This is a genomic window from Streptomyces sp. NBC_01260 (genome assembly GCF_036226405.1).
In the GTDB taxonomy this organism is placed as follows: domain Bacteria; phylum Actinomycetota; class Actinomycetes; order Streptomycetales; family Streptomycetaceae; genus Streptomyces; species Streptomyces laculatispora.
This window is the reverse complement of the sequence record NZ_CP108464.1, coordinates 5,314,116-5,328,159: the sequence shown is the minus strand read 5'-3', so window position 1 is coordinate 5,328,159 and position 14,044 is coordinate 5,314,116. Positions and strand designations below refer to the sequence as shown.

Genomic DNA, 14,044 nt, shown 5'->3' with positions numbered 1-14,044 from the left:
CGGAACAAGAGGCACCTAAACACGATCGGCCGCCGCCCGCTAGAGGGCGACGGCCGATCATGTTCTGACCTGCGGTGATACCGGCTTACTTGTGCGAGGCGCCAACCTGGACGGTCATCGTGGAGCCGCTGAGCGGCTCGCTGATGATCGAGATCCTGGTGTTGGTGTCAGCGACCTGCACGCTTCCGGTCTTGTTCTCCTTGTACCAGTAGGTTCCCTTGTGGTCATCGAAGACCGGCACGCCGAGCTGCGGCTTGATCTTCGTGGCCACGTCACCGTTGTGGAGCGTGAAGCCGTCGGTGGGGTACCAGCTGAACGGAGCGTCGAAGGGCTGGATCTTGTTGCGGATGACCGTGCCGTCCGCCCACTTCAGCGGCTTGGCGTGCGCGTCGACCGGCAGGATCAGGCCCTGGCCCGGGTGGACCGAGACGTTGTTGTCCTTCTGGGAGGTGTCCCAGAGCCAGACGAGCAGACCGTTCTGGTACGGGTAGTGCTCGACCCAGTCCGGACGGGTGTTGGAGAAGCCGAAGTTGTACGGGCCGACCTTGAGGGTCTGGTCGTAGCTGACGTACTGGCGGTTCTCCGCGAGGTAGTACTGCGGGTAGTCCTTGGTGAACGACTTGCCGACCCGCGAGAAGCCCTTGGCGGTCCAGCCGTTGTCGTCGCCCTCGGCGTTGTCCGTGAAGAGCGCGGCACCGTCGGCGTTGACCGCGATGGTGTCGGCCGCGAAGCCGATACCGCCCGCGCCGCCGTCGGTGGCGTAGCGGAAGCGGATGTCGATCTTCTTGCCCGCGTAGGCGTCGAGCGAGTACGAGAGCTTCTGGTACTTGCCGGAGACGTCGGTCAGGGCCGGCTTGTCACTGGCGTCGCGCGGGATCGCCTTGCCGTCGGCGGTGCCGTCGAGCGCGGTCCAGCTGGTGCCGCCGTTGTCGGAGACCTCGGTGTAGAGGTAGTCGTAGTCCTTCTCGATGTCCCACCAGCCGGCGAGGTCGAGGGAGGCCTTGGACTTACCGGTGAGGTCGACCGGGCGGGACAGGGTGTTGTTGAGGTTGTCACCCATGTCGCTCCACCACTGCTTGCCGCCCTCGGCGGGCGCCGTGACGGCGGTGGTGACTTCCTTGTCGGGCAGCGTGACGACGAGCGCCTGCTTGTCCTTGGTGTTGTACTCGGACACGCCCAGCTTGTGGGTGGACTTCGTCGCGGCCTTGGCCTCGGCGTAGTTGAGCCAGCCCAGCTGGAGCTTGTCCCAGGCGGTCATGTCACCGGGCAGGTCACCGATGCTGTTCTTACCGGTGCCGAGCCAGGAGCCCGCCGACATCAGGGACCAGAAACCGACCGAGTTCTCAGCGGTGTTGGTGGTGTCGTAGAGGTCCGGCAGACCGAGGTCGTGGCCGTACTCGTGGGCGAAGACGCCCAGGCCACCGTTCTCGGGCTGCGCGGTGTAGTCGCCGACCCAGATGCCGGAGTCACCGATCTGGGTGCCGCCGGCCTTGTTGCCGGCCGGGCCGGTCGCGCCGGCGTCCGTGCCGTAGGCGTACCAGCGGTGCGCCCAGATGGCGTTGGTGCCCTCGACGCCGCCGCCGGCCGACTCGTCCTCGCCGGCGTGCACGACCTGGAAGTGGTCGATGTAGCCGTCCGGCTCGTTGAAGTTGCCGTCGTTGTCGTAGTCGTAGCGGTCCCACTGGTCGTACTTGGCGAGATCGGCCTTGATCTGCTCCGGCGTACGGCCCTTGGCCTTCTGGTCCGCGGCCCAGGCGTTCACGCCGTCCTTGACCATGTCCCAGGCGTTGGCGCAGTTGCTCGCACCGCAGTAGTTCGAGCCGTAGCGGGCCTCGTTGTACGGGACCTTGACCCAGTCGGAGACCTCGCCGTCCACCGAGTAGCGTCCGGAGGACGTCTTCTCGTAGTACGTCTTGAGCGAGTCCTTGCCGGCGCCCTTGCCGAAGTACAGGTCCTGGAAGTGGGCCTGGTTGTAATCGGCCTGCCAGGCGGTGCTGTTGTCCTTCTTGGGGTCCGGCTTGGCTATCTTGTTGTGCGCCGGTCCCGGTACGCCGCCGTACTTCGGGACGGGAGGCTTGGGGCCTTCGCCGTCCGGGTCGTACGTGGTCGTGCTGTCGACCTTGTCGCCGAACTCCACCAGGATGGTGAAGATCTTGTCCGTCTTCTCGCGGCCGAGCTCGACGTACTTCTTGTCGTCGAGCTTGACGACATTGGAGCCGCCGCGCTTGGACACCTTCTTGTCGCCGGATATGACCTGTTCCATAGCGGCCTGACGCTGAGCGTCCTGCTGCTTGCTGAACGGGCCTTCCAGGTTGTGCGCGTTGCCCTCGGCCGACCCCGGGTCCCGGCGGTCGACGGCGGAGGCAGCGGTGCCTGACGCCTTGTCATCAGCCTGAGCGGTGGCGAAGGCGGATGCGGTGGCGGCGGTCGCGGCCATGGCCACGACAACCGCCCCGGTGCGAAGCGCCCGTCTCTTAATGATCACGTGATGCAGTCCTCCCCGGCGCCCGCGGCCGCGGCCTGGAAGTGTGAAGGGGCCGCGCGCGGAAACGCGTCACAAGTGACGACATTCGACCGGAGTTACGTGAGAAAAGACAGACCTTGACTTGAACAGACCAAGTGCACTATGCAGGAGCACATTTCCGCTATCCGGACGACTGCTCCGCACCCAACCGGCGCGCCGAAGGCCTTGATCGGCGCGGAGAATGACTCCGTGCGCCCCCCATGCTCCGGCACTGTGGGTTAGGTCATGCTTACTACCCGTTCCGCCAGGGCATCCACCGTCGTAGAGTCGCCTGACAGTGCGACCCGTGTTGAGAGACCGCCCATCCGACGTCCCGAGGACGGATAACGCCATGCCGCGTCCTACTGCTGCACAGCTCTCCTACGGTTCGGTCACCGTTGTCTTCTCGACCCTCGCCATGCTGCTGCTGTCCCGTACGAGTTCGGACCTCGGCATCGCCGTGATCGCTGCGGCCGGGCTCGCGCTCGGCCTGCTGGTGGCCGTCACCGTGCCCGCTCCGCCGCGCCGGAGGACGGCGACGGAGGAGGCCGCGGCGTCCGCACACCAGGAGGCCCGCTCCGGCGCCGGGCCCGGGGGCCACGCCCTGGGCCACGTACAGGGCACGATCCCGGCCGCACGCACGTCCGCGCGGGTGGGCGAGCACTCACTGCGGCGCTGACGCCCGGCGGAGCCGGGAGAGTGCCGACACGCCCTCCCGGCCCGGTCCGAACGAGCCGCGCCGCTCTCAGACCGCGCTCTGAATGTTGGTGGTCACCACCACCGTCTTGGCCGCCTTGTCCTGCAGGCCCTGCCGGTACGGCTTGTCCGTGAACATCAGCACGATGTTGATCAGCCACCACAGGCACGGGCAGCAGAGCAGCGCCGGAAGCCACAGCACCACGGCCCGCAGGAACGAACTGCCGGTGTCCGGCACACTGCCGTCGTTGAGCATCGCGACCCGCAGCTTCAGCAGCCGCTTGCCGAGGGTGCGGCCGTCCTTGTGCGTGAAGTACGTGTCGTAGCCGACGTAGACCACCAGGCCGATCAGCGACCAGACCAGTTGGTGACCGCTGTACGTCTGGGCGAAGAGGTCGCCGACGTTGTCGTTGCCGTTGTTGGTGTTGTTGTTGTTGTTCGACATGTCCAACACGCCGCCCCAGGGCAGCGAGATCAGGTACAGCGGGATCGAGATGATCAGGAAGTCGATCAGCCGGGCCAGGATGCGCTTGCCGGGCTCGGCGAGCGGCGGCATGCCCGCCAGCGGATCCGCAGCGCCGAACTGGCCTCCGCCGTAGGGGCCGGGGTCGTACGGCGGAGGCGGCGGCGCGCTGTCGTAGGGCGAGCCCGACGGCGGCGGCCGGGGCTCGTGCGGCTTCTTGAGGAACGGGTCGTCCTCGGGCGGCTGACCGGACGTCGGCTGATCGTTGCTCATGGGGGCAGTGCACCCCGCCGCACGGGCGCCCGCAACGGCTCAGGTGCTTTCGGGGGAACAGAAACCGCCCGACGGCCCTCACCCGAAGAGCCGTCAGCCGTGCGGGTCGGCTGCGGGGCGCATCGGGCCCTTCTCACCGAGCCGCTCCGGCGGCCCCCGTGCCGGCCGGTCTCAGCCGGCCACGAAGGTGCGGGCCGCCTTGTCGTGCCAGCACTGGCGCCACGGCCGGTCGATCAGGCACCACAGCACGTTGGCCACCCCGATCACCAGGACGCCCAGCACGCCGTAGACCAGCCAGCGGCGCAGCGCGGCGCCGAAGGCGGGCGCCGAGCCGGACTCGATGTCCCGTACGTCGAGTCCGCAGAGCTTCTTTCCGAGCGTACGGCCCCACTTCGCGGTCGGCAGCGCCTCCAGGAGGACGCCCAGCACCAGGAACGCGACGAGGACCGCGGCGGTCAGGCCGGCCGTGGTGGAGTCCAGCAGCCAGACGGTGACCGTCTCGCCGGACAGCCTGGCCGCGTCGATCTTCTCGTTGATGTGGTCCGCGGCCTGCGTCGCGAGGGGGACGGCGATGGCGCCGACGAGCGTGGCCAGCACGGCGGTGTCGATGAGCCGGGCGGCGAACCGCTTGCCGAGGGCGGCCGGACGGGCGGCCGCCCGGGCCGCCGCGAGCTGCTGGAAGTGGTCGTTGACCGGGGGCTTCCAGGGCACGACCGGCTGGTCGGGCTGAGGCGCATGGGGCTGCTGGGGCTGATGCGGAGTTTGGGACTGCTGGGGCTGATGCGGTGTCTGGGACAGCTGGGGCTGATGCGGTGTCTGGGACAGCTGGGGCGCCTGGGATTGCTGGGGAAACGCGGGCCGTTGTTGCTGCGCGGGCACCTGCGGCAGGGCGGCCTGCTCCGGCCGGGGCTGCTGCGGGGTCTGCTGGGCCCAGGAGGCGGCGGCGCCGGGGCCGCGCGTGAGCGGGCCGTTGAGCCGGGCCGGGTCCTGGGCGGCCGGGTTCTGCCGCGCGGGGCCCGGAGCGGGCGCGGAGGCCCGGGACGGGGCCGGTGCGGCGGGCCCGGATGCCTGCGGGGCGGCCGGGGCGACGGCGGGGCCGGTCGCGCGCATCGTCATCGTGCCGTCGGCGGGCGGCTGTTCGGCGGGCTGCTGTTCGGCGTCGCGCGGGACCGGTGGCCTGCGGCCGTGGCCCGCGGCGCGGATCGAGACCGTGCCGTCGACGGGCGGACTCCCCGCGTCGCGGTCGCCGCCGCCGGCGCGCCCGTGGCGGGCGACCCGGATGGCGACGGTGTTCTCGGCCCCGTCAGCGGCGCCGTCCCTCATGCCCGGCAGCGCGCCGCCGGTGGGGTCCTGCCGCACGGGCCGGCGCGGGTCCACCGGAGCGAGGTCGGCGCCGGGGCGGACGGCCGGCAAACGGTCGCCGGAGGAACGAACCGCCGGGGAGCGGTCCACGGGCGGGTCGCCTGCCGGGAGACCGGCCGCGGGCGTACGCGGATCGGGGCTCGGCCCCGGCTGCCCGCCCTGTTGTGCGGGCTGTCCGCCGCCCCAGGAGACCCGGCGGTCGCGCTCACCGCCGAAGCCGTTCTGCCGGGAGACGTCGGCCTGCCAGGCGTGCGACGGTTCGGGCCGTCCGTCGTCCTGCGGCTCCTCGTCGAAGAAGACTGGACCGGTCTCGTCCACCGGGGCGGGGCCGGGCTGTCGCGGTGCGGCCGCCTCCGGGGCGGGTGCCGAGGGCGTCGCCTCCCCGCTCTGCGGGGCGGGCCTGCTCGTACCGGGCACCCACGAAGCGCCGTTCCAGTACCGGACGTATCCGGGAATGGACGGGTCGGGGTAGTACCCCTCGCGGGGGCTTTCGTCACCGGGTGCCGGGGTTGGGGCGCTCATCACCGTGGTCCCGTATCTCTTCGAGGCCTTGGACCGATCGGCAGTTGGGGGGGGGCGGCGTCACGGGGCCGGGCACGCGCGGCCGCGGCGTTGGCGTCCTTCACCGGGGCTCCTCCCCCACGCTCTCGACTTCGCTCGAGCAGGGGGACCCATCTGGCTCAGTCCTTCGCCTCGCAGCTGCACCCGGACCCGCTCCTTCACCCACCACCCAATTGCCGGTCGGTCCCCATACAAGGGTCCACATCTATCAGACACCCGCCTGCCCCCGGGCCGGTCCGGGAGTTTGGGCCACTTTCCGGTCACGCCAAACTTTTTTCCCCGAAGTCGCGTAATGGATGACGGGGAGGGCGCTCTCTCCCTGTGAAGGCCGGTCGCGGGACCGGCTCACAGGCCTCGAAAGGACGCCTCATGCACACCGTCGTGGAACGCGAGCTGGAGCTCAAGCTGGTCCTGTCGCCCGAGCGCAGCATCCCGGTGCCCGCCCGGCTGACGTATCGCACCCGGGACCCGTACGCCGTGCACATCACCTTCCACATCGGCTCGGACGCCCCCGTGCACTGGACGTTCGCCCGCGATCTGCTGGTGGAGGGCGTGTTCCGGCCGTGCGGGCACGGGGACGTGCGGATCTGGCCCACCAAGATCGACGGGCGCGGCATCATCTGCGTGGCGCTGACCTCGCCCGACGGCAACGCCCTGCTGGAGGTGCCGTCCGCCGCGGTGGCCGCCTGGGTGGAACGGACGCTGCGGGTGGTTCCGCCGGGCACGGAGTCCGAACGGCTCGGCATCGACGAGGGCCTCGCCGAGCTGCTGGCGCCGCTGCCGGCCGACGACCTGTGGATGAGCGATCCGTGGCCGTCGGACGAGTCGCAGGACGGGGAGAGTTGAGCGGGCGGGGTGGCGGCGTCAGGCACGTCCTGCGAGGCCTGAGCGTCCTGCGAGGCCGAAGTGGCCGGCGAGATCGAAGCGGCCCGCCACGGTCAGAACACCTTGCCCGGGTTGAGCAGCCCCAGCGGGTCGAAGGCCTGCTTGATGCCCCGGTGCAGTTCCACGCTGACCTCGCCGAGCTCCCGGGCGAGCCACTCCTTCTTCAGCACGCCCACGCCGTGCTCGCCGGTGATCGTGCCGCCGAGTTCGAGGCCGAGCGCCATGATCTCGTCGAAGGACTCGCGGGCCCGCCGGGACTCGTCGGCGTCGGTGTGGTCGAAGCAGACGACGGGGTGGGTGTTGCCGTCGCCGGCGTGGGCGCAGACGCCGATGGTGAGGTCGTACTTCTCGGCGACGGCCGCGGTGCCCTCCAGCATGGCGCCGAGCTTGGAGCGCGGTACGCACACGTCGTCGATCATCGTGGCGGGCTTCACGGTCTCCAGGGCGGTGAGCGACATCCGCCGGGCCTGGAGCAGCATTTCGGACTCGGCCGCGTCCTCCGCCGGCACGACCTCGGTGGCGCCGGCGGCCGTGCACAGCTCGGCGACGGCGGCCAGATCGGCTGTGGGGTCCGGCGTGTCGAAGGCGGCCAGCAGGAGCGCCTCGGTGGAGTCGGGGAGGCCCATGTTCGCCATGTTGTTGACGGCGCGGACTGTCGTACGGTCCATCAGTTCGAGGAGTGACGGAGTGTGCCCCCGCTCCATGATCGCGCAGATCGCGTCGCAGGCACTGGCCGCGCTGGGGAACTCGGCGGCCAGGACGAGCTGCCGGGGCGGCTGCGGCTTGAGCGCGAGCACGGCCTTGACGACGATCCCGAGGCTGCCCTCGGACCCGACGAGGAGCCGGGTGAGGTCGTATCCGGCGACGCCCTTCGCGGTGCGGCGGCCGGTGCTGAGGAGGCGTCCGTCCGCGAGGACGACGTCGAGGCCGAGGACGTATTCGGCGGTGACCCCGTACTTGACGCAGCACAGGCCGCCGGAGGCGGTCCCGATGTTGCCGCCGATGGTGCACATCTCCCAGCTGGAGGGGTCCGGCGGGTAGTACAGCCCGTGCTCGTTGACCGCGCGGGAGAGCACCGCGTTGATGACGCCCGGCTCCACCACGGCGATCCGGTCGACGGGGCTGATCTCCAGGATGCGGTCCATCTTGATCAGGGAGAGCACGATGCAGCCGTCGGAGGCGTTGGCCGCGCCCGACAGGCCCGTGCGGGCACCCTGCGGGACGACCGGGACGCGCAGCGCCGTGGCGGTGCGCATGATGTGCTGGACCTGCTCGACGGTGCGTGGGAGTGCGACGACGGCCGGGATGCCCGCGTCGCAGAAGCTCGCCATGTCGTTGGCATAGGAGGCGGTGATGTCCGGGTCCGTGATCAGAGCCTCGGCCGGAAGCCCCGCACGCAGTAGTTCGAGAAGATCGTCCATGATCCAAGACTGACACCCGGGCCCATTGGTGTGAACCCGTATGCGCCAGCCATCCCAAGACGCGGTGCGATCTTCATACTGACGCAGAGTGATCGGCATGGACGTCACTCCGCAGCAGCCCCCGGCGGCCCCCGGGCCGGACCACTCCACCGACACCGCCTACGCCCCGCCCCGTGAATCCCCTCCGGCCCTGCCGCCGTACCACGCGTCCCTGGCCGAGCCGCCCCCCGCATCGCTGCGCACGACCCTGCGCAGGGCCGCGTTCGGCATGGTGGCGGGTGCGGTGCTGGTGACGGGTGCGGTGGTCGCCGTGCCCGACGAGGACAAGGACGCGGCGCCGCCCGTGTCCGGTCCGGTGTCGCGGGCGATGATGGCGACGGCGGCCGGCTCCCCCGCCTCGCTCTCCGATCTGACGGCGCTCATGGGGGACCGGCAGGCGTGGGTGGGCACCCATCCGTCGGACGCGCAGTCGTGGGCGGTGCTGGGGTCGGCGTACGTGGAATGGGGGCGGCGGGCCGCGGACCCGGCGTACTACACCCGGGCCGAGAAGGCACTGAAGCGGTCGCTGGACGTGCAGCCGGGTGACCGGGGGAACGAGGCGGCCTGGGTGGGGCTCGCCTCGCTCGCCAACGCCCGGAACGACTTCGTGACGGCGAAGAAGTGGGGCGAGACGGTACGGGCCCGGCTGCCGAAGCAGTGGACGGTGTACCCGGAGCTGATCGACGCGTACAACGGCCTGGGCGACCTCAAGTCGGCGACCACGGCGGTGGAGCGGTACGCGGCGCTGCGGGCGGGTGTCCCGTCGCTGGGCCTGACGGCGCAGATGTACCGCGACCGGGGCTGGCGCGAGGACGCGCTCGCCACCGCGCAGGACGCAGCGAACCGGGCGCGGACGCCCGCGGAGAAGGCGGCCTGCCTCTTCCGGCTGGGCGAGCTCGCCTGGGAGCGGGGCGAGCCCCAGGAGGCCGTGGCCCAGTACGGTGCCGCGCTGCGCACCGACCGCGCCCACCACGCCTCCCTCGCGGGCCGGGCGCGTGCGCTGGCGGCCCTCGGCCGCACCGATGAGGCCCAGCGGGACTACCGGGCAGCGCTGGCCAAGTCCCCTCGGCCCGAATACATGCTGGAACTGGGCGAGTTGTACGAGTCGCTCGGCCTGGACGGCGACTCCGTCAACCAGTACACGCGGCTGCGCAGGGCGCTGACCGGGGCCGGGGCCCAGGGCGTGGACGACGCCCTGCTCCTCGGCCGCTTCGAGGCCGCCCACGGCGACGCGAACGCGGCGGTGGAGCAGCTCCGGGCGGAGTGGGGCCGCGGGCACCACAGCGCGGCGGTGGCCGATGCGCTGGGCTGGGCGCTGCACCGCTCGGGCGACTCGGACTCGGCCCTGGAGTACGCGCAGAAGGCGGTCGACTCGGGCGGCCGGAACGCGGCGTACGCGTACCACCTGGGCATGGTCCAGCACGCGTTGAACGACCTCGGTCCGGCCCGCCGCCATCTGGAGGAGGCGCTGCGCACCAACCCGCAGTTCTCGCCGCTGGACGCCCCGCGGGCGCAGGAGGCCCTGGACACCATGGGGCTGCCCCCGGCCCCGGCGGACAGACCGCTGGACAACCGGCCGGCCCCGGAGCCGGCGCCGCCGCAGACCCCGCAGGCGCCGGAGCCGCAGCGGGAAGCGGAACCGTCACCGACCGCCCCGCCACAGACACCCACCCCTTCCCCCACACCCCCGAAGCAGGGAGCGGCGGGCCCGCCGGCGGCGTCCCCGGCCGCGCCGTCCGCCGCGGGACCGTCGTCGGACCGCTGACGGCCGGGGAAGCCGCCCCGGCCGGGGCGGCGCGGACGATTGATGACGGTGTCCGGCTTGCGGTCGGGCACCGACTTCCGCGTCACGGTCCCCAGCTTCAACTGCGCCCGCACCAGCGCCGCCTCGGCCGAACCCGAATCCCAACCCGCGCACGGCCGCTGCGGCGCGCCACCGGGGTTTCGTGTGCGGGCTCCGCCTCCATGCGTTCATCCCCGAACGCGTCCGGAGGAGGTTCGGTCGCGCCGACGCCCTTACGCCCCACGGCGCCGAGCCGCTGGTTCACCCCGTCAGTGCGGGCGGACCACCGCCCTACCGCGCGCGTGTCCCGCCCAGCCCTTCAAGCTGCTCGATGCCCGCGTTGAGCTCGACCAGCAGGGCCAGGAACCGGTCGGTCGTCCCGTCGGCCCACCCCGTCGCCTCGATGAGACGCGTGGCACCTTCGAGGCTGATCTCCCGGTCGGCTTTCAGCCGTTCCAGCCCCAGAGCGGTGGGCCGGTACTTGCGCGCCATACCACCGTCGGGATCCGGGAGGCGTTCCACCAGGCCGTTCCGCAGCATGGGGCTGACCTGGCGGTTGATGGTGGAGACGTCCACGTGGAACGTGTGCGCCAGCTCCTTGAGGGTGAGCGGCCCACCGGCCTCCAGGCGGGTGAGCAGCACGTAGGCGGAGCGCTCAAGGCTCTGGCCGATGCGAGGACCGCGCGAGGCGACGAAATGGCGGGACAGGAGGGTCAGCTCCCGTTCGAGATCGCGCAGCCGACGCTCGTCCTCATCCATGGTCCTGCCCTCCGTAGCAACGCCTCACCTCATCATCGCGCATGCCCGCCGCCACTCGCCCCGGCCACTCGAACCAATTTGTGCACAATGCACATCATGTGTACTTTGAACTAGAGATGCATAGCGCACACCGTCGCCGTGACCGAGACCGCGTCCGCCAACGGGGTCAACGCGCTCATGCGCTCCGTCGGCACCTCCACCGCCAGCGCGGTCATGGCGGCGATCCTCGCGAACATGACCATGAGTCCGGGCGCCTCCCGGATACCGACGGAGCACGGATTCCGCATGACCTACGTCGTCGCGATACTCGCCGCGGCCGTCGGCCTCCTGCTCGCCCTCGCGATCCCGCGCATCCGCGCCGTCGCCCCCGGAGACACCGCACCCGAGTCCGCGTCCGCGTCCGCGTCCGCGTCCACCAAGTCGTCGGCAGCTGTCGGGGACTGACCTCACCGAGACGCTCCGTACGCACCGCAAGCACACTCAAAGGAAGACGAACATGAACCGCCTGCACGAGAAAGTAGCCGTCATCACCGGAGCCGGAAGCGGCATCGGCCGCGCCGCCGCCGCACTCATGAGCAAGGAGGGCGCCCGCGTCGTCGTCGCCGACTACGACACCGAGGCCGCCAACGAGACGGCCGGCCTCATCACCGCCGCGGGCGGCGAGGCACTGCCCCTCACCGTGAACGTCCTCGAAGAGGACTCCATCGCCGAAATGATCAGCGCCACGGTGAACGAGTACGGGGCCCTGCACGTCCTGTGCAACCACGTCGGCGGCACCAACCCGCGCACCGACCTCGACGTGCTCCGGATGGACATGGACGAATTCGACCGCGCCGTCGCCCTCAACGTGCGCAGCACCCTCCTCGGCTCCCGGCACGCGATTCCCCACATGATCCGCGCCGGTGGCGGCTCGATCATCAACACCGCCTCCGTGGCCGCACTCGTCGGCGATGTCCTGCAAACGTCCTACGGCGCCGTCAAGGCCGCGGTGGTCAGCATCACCAAGTCCGTCGCCACCCAGTACGGGCCGCAGAACATCCGCTGCAACGCCATCGCCCCCGGCGCGGTGATGACCCCCGCCCTGGAGAACAACCTCCCCCAGGAAGTGGTCGACAGCCTCAAGCGGGGCAACGCCCTCCCCTACCTCGGCTCCCCCGAGGACATCGGCCACACCATGGTCTTCCTCGCCTCCGACGAGTCCCGCTACCTCACCGGACAGCTCCTCGTGGTGGACGGAGGCATGACCGCGCAGTCCTCCGCCGCGCCCGGACGCCGCGCCATGCTCCCCGCGTAGCGCCTCCGCGGAGCAGGGCCGGGAAGCTGACGGGCCGCCCGGCGGGGACGCGGCCCGGGTCAGGTCGGCCCGCGGGTTCACGAGCACTTCGGACGGCGGACGACCGTCGCCGGACGCCGGACGCCGGTGTGGAGTACGGCGACTTCGTCGTCCGCGTCCGGGGTGCCGCTGCGGAGTGGAACGTCGTTCAGGAGCCGGTCAAGTACGGCCGGGGAATGGACTTCGACTGCCCGTACGCACACATGAAGCCGTGCCCTGGCGACGGCTTCCCGGATGAGTGAGCGCCGGGCGGGGTCGAGTCCTGATCACGGTCCGGCCGTGCCGGTGGAGTTCCCGGAGGGGCAGGTGACAGCCCAGGCCGCCTCGATCATCCGGAAGATCTCGTCCAACGCGGCGTCCGGACTGGGCGCCTCTCGGGCCAGTGAGTAGGCGTCGATCACGAACCTCGCGATCGCCCGGCTCGCCGTTGTGGTCTGCGACAGGCCGGGATCGGCGGCGATGGCCGTTGCCAGCGACTCCGCGTGGCGCAGCCACATCGACTCCTCGTACTCCCGCAGGGCGGGAGATTCGTCGATCATGCGCCAGATCGGGGCGGCGCTGTCCGCCGTGCAGTGTCGGACCAGGGCCTGGATCTCGCGGCGCAGCGCGGGGATGAGCGGCTCGTGCGGCGCCCGGCCGGTGACCGCCTGCGTGAGGCGTTGCTCGAAGTCATCGTCCTGCTCGAACACCAGGGACTCTTTCGAGGCGAAGTGGGAGAAGAGCGTGGTGACGGCCACGTCGGCCTCAGCGGCTACGTCACGGATTCCCACCGCCTCGTACCCGCGTTCCAAAAAGAGCCGGAGGGCCGTGTCGGCGATCTTCTGGCGGGTCGCAGCCTTCTTGCGCTCACGGCGTCCGGGTGGCACGGTCACGCCTTGACACTATCAGATACGAACGTGTATCAGATCCAAAAGACTAACCGTTAGTGTTATGGTCCATCGCATGAAGAGAGTGAGCTTCGCCGAGTTCGGCGGTCCGGGCGTTCTGCACCTCATTGACGCCGAGGAGCCCCATGCGGGCCCCGGCCAGATACGCATCGCTGTGCGGGCGGCGGGCGTGAACCCCGTCGACTGGAGGGTCCGTGAAGGTCAGGTCCTGGGGGCGCATCCGATCGAGTTGCCCGCCGGAGTCGGGCTGGACGCCTCCGGGGTGGTGGACGAGGTCGGCGCGGGCGTCGAAGGGGTCGAGGTCGGTGACCACGTGTTCGGCGAAGGCTCAAGCACCTATGCCGAGTTCGCCGTGCTGTCGGCCTGGGCCCGTATGCCCGAGGGGCTGACGTTCGAAGAGGCCGCCGGGTATCCCTCCGTGGTGGAGACCGCGCTGCGCATCATCGGCCAGGTCGGTGTGCGGTCCGGGCAGACGCTGCTGGTCAGCGGTGCGTCCGGGGGAGTCGGATCGGCGGTGCTGCAGATCGCCCGAGACCGCGGCATCACGGTGATCGGCACGGCTGGGGCCGCGAACCAGGACTATCTACGCAGCCTGGGCGCCCTCGCCACGACGTATGGCGAGGGCTGGGTCGAGCGGGTGCGGCAGCTCGGCCAGGTCGACGCGGCCCTCGATCTGGCCGGCTCGGGAGTGATCGGCGAGCTCGTCGATCTGACCGGGAACCCGCAGAAGGTGATCTCCATCGCCGATCTCGGTGCGCCGGAGCTCGGTGTCCGGTTCTCCGGCGTGGCCGGGAGCGTGCCGGACGCGCTCGCCGTGGCCGCCGACCTCATCTCGCGGGGAAAGCTCCACATTCCGGTCGAGAAGTCGTACACGCTCGCCGAGGCCGCGGCGGCGCACATCGACAGCCAGGCAGGCCACACGCGCGGGCGCCGGGTCATAGTCGCCTGAAAGCCGGATGGGCGGTTCGGGCTCACCCTGAGATGACGGATTGCCTGGCTGAGCGCATTCGCGTGTACGCCGACACCTGACCGAGTGAGGGCCGCGGGACAACCGCGACGGGCGGGCCGGAAAGATCCGG

12 protein-coding genes are annotated in these 14,044 nt (G+C 70.8%); 6 read left to right on the top strand and 6 right to left on the bottom strand.

Annotation, left to right across the window (positions count from 1 at the left end; all coding sequences use genetic code 11):
- Nucleotides 1-85: 85 nt before the first annotated feature.
- Nucleotides 86-2,485: an immune inhibitor A domain-containing protein gene (locus OG322_RS23630; RefSeq protein WP_206432318.1), complete on the bottom strand. Its 2,400-nt coding sequence runs from the start codon at nt 2,483-2,485 to the stop codon at nt 86-88.
- A 370-nt stretch (nt 2,486-2,855) separates the two neighbouring features.
- Between OG322_RS23630 and OG322_RS23625 the strand changes: the two genes are divergently transcribed.
- Nucleotides 2,856-3,182, top strand: coding sequence for a hypothetical protein (locus OG322_RS23625; protein WP_123471367.1), 327 nt, complete (start codon nt 2,856-2,858; stop codon nt 3,180-3,182).
- Between the two features lie 66 nt (nt 3,183-3,248).
- Here the strand turns inward: OG322_RS23625 and OG322_RS23620 are convergent, their stop codons facing one another.
- Nucleotides 3,249-3,935: an RDD family protein gene (locus OG322_RS23620; protein WP_266411896.1), complete on the bottom strand. Its 687-nt coding sequence runs from the start codon at nt 3,933-3,935 to the stop codon at nt 3,249-3,251.
- 171 nt (nt 3,936-4,106) lie between these two features.
- Entirely contained in the window at nt 4,107-5,819 is a 1,713-nt protein-coding gene (locus OG322_RS23615) for an RDD family protein (protein WP_329306884.1), read from the bottom strand.
- 408 nt (nt 5,820-6,227) lie between these two features.
- Between OG322_RS23615 and OG322_RS23610 the strand changes: the two genes are divergently transcribed.
- Complete coding sequence (locus tag OG322_RS23610; protein WP_123471370.1) at nt 6,228-6,704, top strand: SsgA family sporulation/cell division regulator; 477 nt, start codon at nt 6,228-6,230, stop codon at nt 6,702-6,704.
- 92 nt (nt 6,705-6,796) lie between these two features.
- Here the strand turns inward: OG322_RS23610 and OG322_RS23605 are convergent, their stop codons facing one another.
- Complete coding sequence (locus tag OG322_RS23605) at nt 6,797-8,164, bottom strand: FAD-binding oxidoreductase (protein WP_124284125.1); 1,368 nt, start codon at nt 8,162-8,164, stop codon at nt 6,797-6,799.
- Between the two features lie 97 nt (nt 8,165-8,261).
- Between OG322_RS23605 and OG322_RS23600 the strand changes: the two genes are divergently transcribed.
- Nucleotides 8,262-9,968, top strand: coding sequence for a tetratricopeptide repeat protein (locus OG322_RS23600; RefSeq protein WP_329306883.1), 1,707 nt, complete (start codon nt 8,262-8,264; stop codon nt 9,966-9,968).
- A 309-nt stretch (nt 9,969-10,277) separates the two neighbouring features.
- Here OG322_RS23600 and OG322_RS23595 read toward each other — a convergent pair whose 3' ends face one another.
- The gene (locus OG322_RS23595) at nt 10,278-10,745 is read right to left on the bottom strand and encodes a MarR family winged helix-turn-helix transcriptional regulator (protein ID WP_123471372.1); all 468 of its coding nucleotides are present in this window, start codon (nt 10,743-10,745) and stop codon (nt 10,278-10,280) included.
- A 138-nt stretch (nt 10,746-10,883) separates the two neighbouring features.
- Here OG322_RS23595 and OG322_RS23590 point away from each other — a divergent pair, with 138 nt between their 5' ends.
- Both OG322_RS23590 and OG322_RS23585 read left to right on the top strand, forming a co-directional pair.
- Entirely contained in the window at nt 10,884-11,189 is a 306-nt protein-coding gene (locus OG322_RS23590; RefSeq protein WP_329306882.1) for a hypothetical protein, read from the top strand.
- A 52-nt stretch (nt 11,190-11,241) separates the two neighbouring features.
- Nucleotides 11,242-12,039 (top strand): SDR family NAD(P)-dependent oxidoreductase, encoded by a 798-nt coding sequence (locus tag OG322_RS23585; protein WP_329306881.1) that lies wholly within the window; start codon nt 11,242-11,244, stop codon nt 12,037-12,039.
- A gap of 305 nt (nt 12,040-12,344) precedes the next feature.
- Here the strand turns inward: OG322_RS23585 and OG322_RS23580 are convergent, their stop codons facing one another.
- Complete coding sequence (locus OG322_RS23580) at nt 12,345-12,950, bottom strand: TetR/AcrR family transcriptional regulator (RefSeq protein WP_123471374.1); 606 nt, start codon at nt 12,948-12,950, stop codon at nt 12,345-12,347.
- A gap of 70 nt (nt 12,951-13,020) precedes the next feature.
- Between OG322_RS23580 and OG322_RS23575 the strand changes: the two genes are divergently transcribed.
- Nucleotides 13,021-13,914 (top strand): NADP-dependent oxidoreductase, encoded by an 894-nt coding sequence (locus OG322_RS23575; RefSeq protein ID WP_123471560.1) that lies wholly within the window; start codon nt 13,021-13,023, stop codon nt 13,912-13,914.
- Nucleotides 13,915-14,044: the final 130 nt, after the last annotated feature.

Excerpts from the sequence above, each read along its gene's own strand:
- OG322_RS23625 (WP_123471367.1), top strand. The coding sequence starts at position 2,856 with ATGCCGCGTCCTACTGCTGCACAGCTCTCCTACGGTTCGGTCACCGTT.
- OG322_RS23620 (WP_266411896.1), bottom strand. The coding sequence starts at position 3,935 with ATGAGCAACGATCAGCCGACGTCCGGTCAGCCGCCCGAGGACGACCCG.
- OG322_RS23615 (WP_329306884.1), bottom strand. The coding sequence starts at position 5,819 with ATGAGCGCCCCAACCCCGGCACCCGGTGACGAAAGCCCCCGCGAGGGG.
- OG322_RS23610 (WP_123471370.1), top strand. The coding sequence starts at position 6,228 with ATGCACACCGTCGTGGAACGCGAGCTGGAGCTCAAGCTGGTCCTGTCG.
- OG322_RS23605 (WP_124284125.1), bottom strand. The coding sequence starts at position 8,164 with ATGGACGATCTTCTCGAACTACTGCGTGCGGGGCTTCCGGCCGAGGCT.
- OG322_RS23600 (WP_329306883.1), top strand. The coding sequence starts at position 8,262 with ATGGACGTCACTCCGCAGCAGCCCCCGGCGGCCCCCGGGCCGGACCAC.
- OG322_RS23595 (WP_123471372.1), bottom strand. The coding sequence starts at position 10,745 with ATGGATGAGGACGAGCGTCGGCTGCGCGATCTCGAACGGGAGCTGACC.
- OG322_RS23585 (WP_329306881.1), top strand. The coding sequence starts at position 11,242 with ATGAACCGCCTGCACGAGAAAGTAGCCGTCATCACCGGAGCCGGAAGC.
- OG322_RS23575 (WP_123471560.1), top strand. The coding sequence starts at position 13,021 with ATGAAGAGAGTGAGCTTCGCCGAGTTCGGCGGTCCGGGCGTTCTGCAC.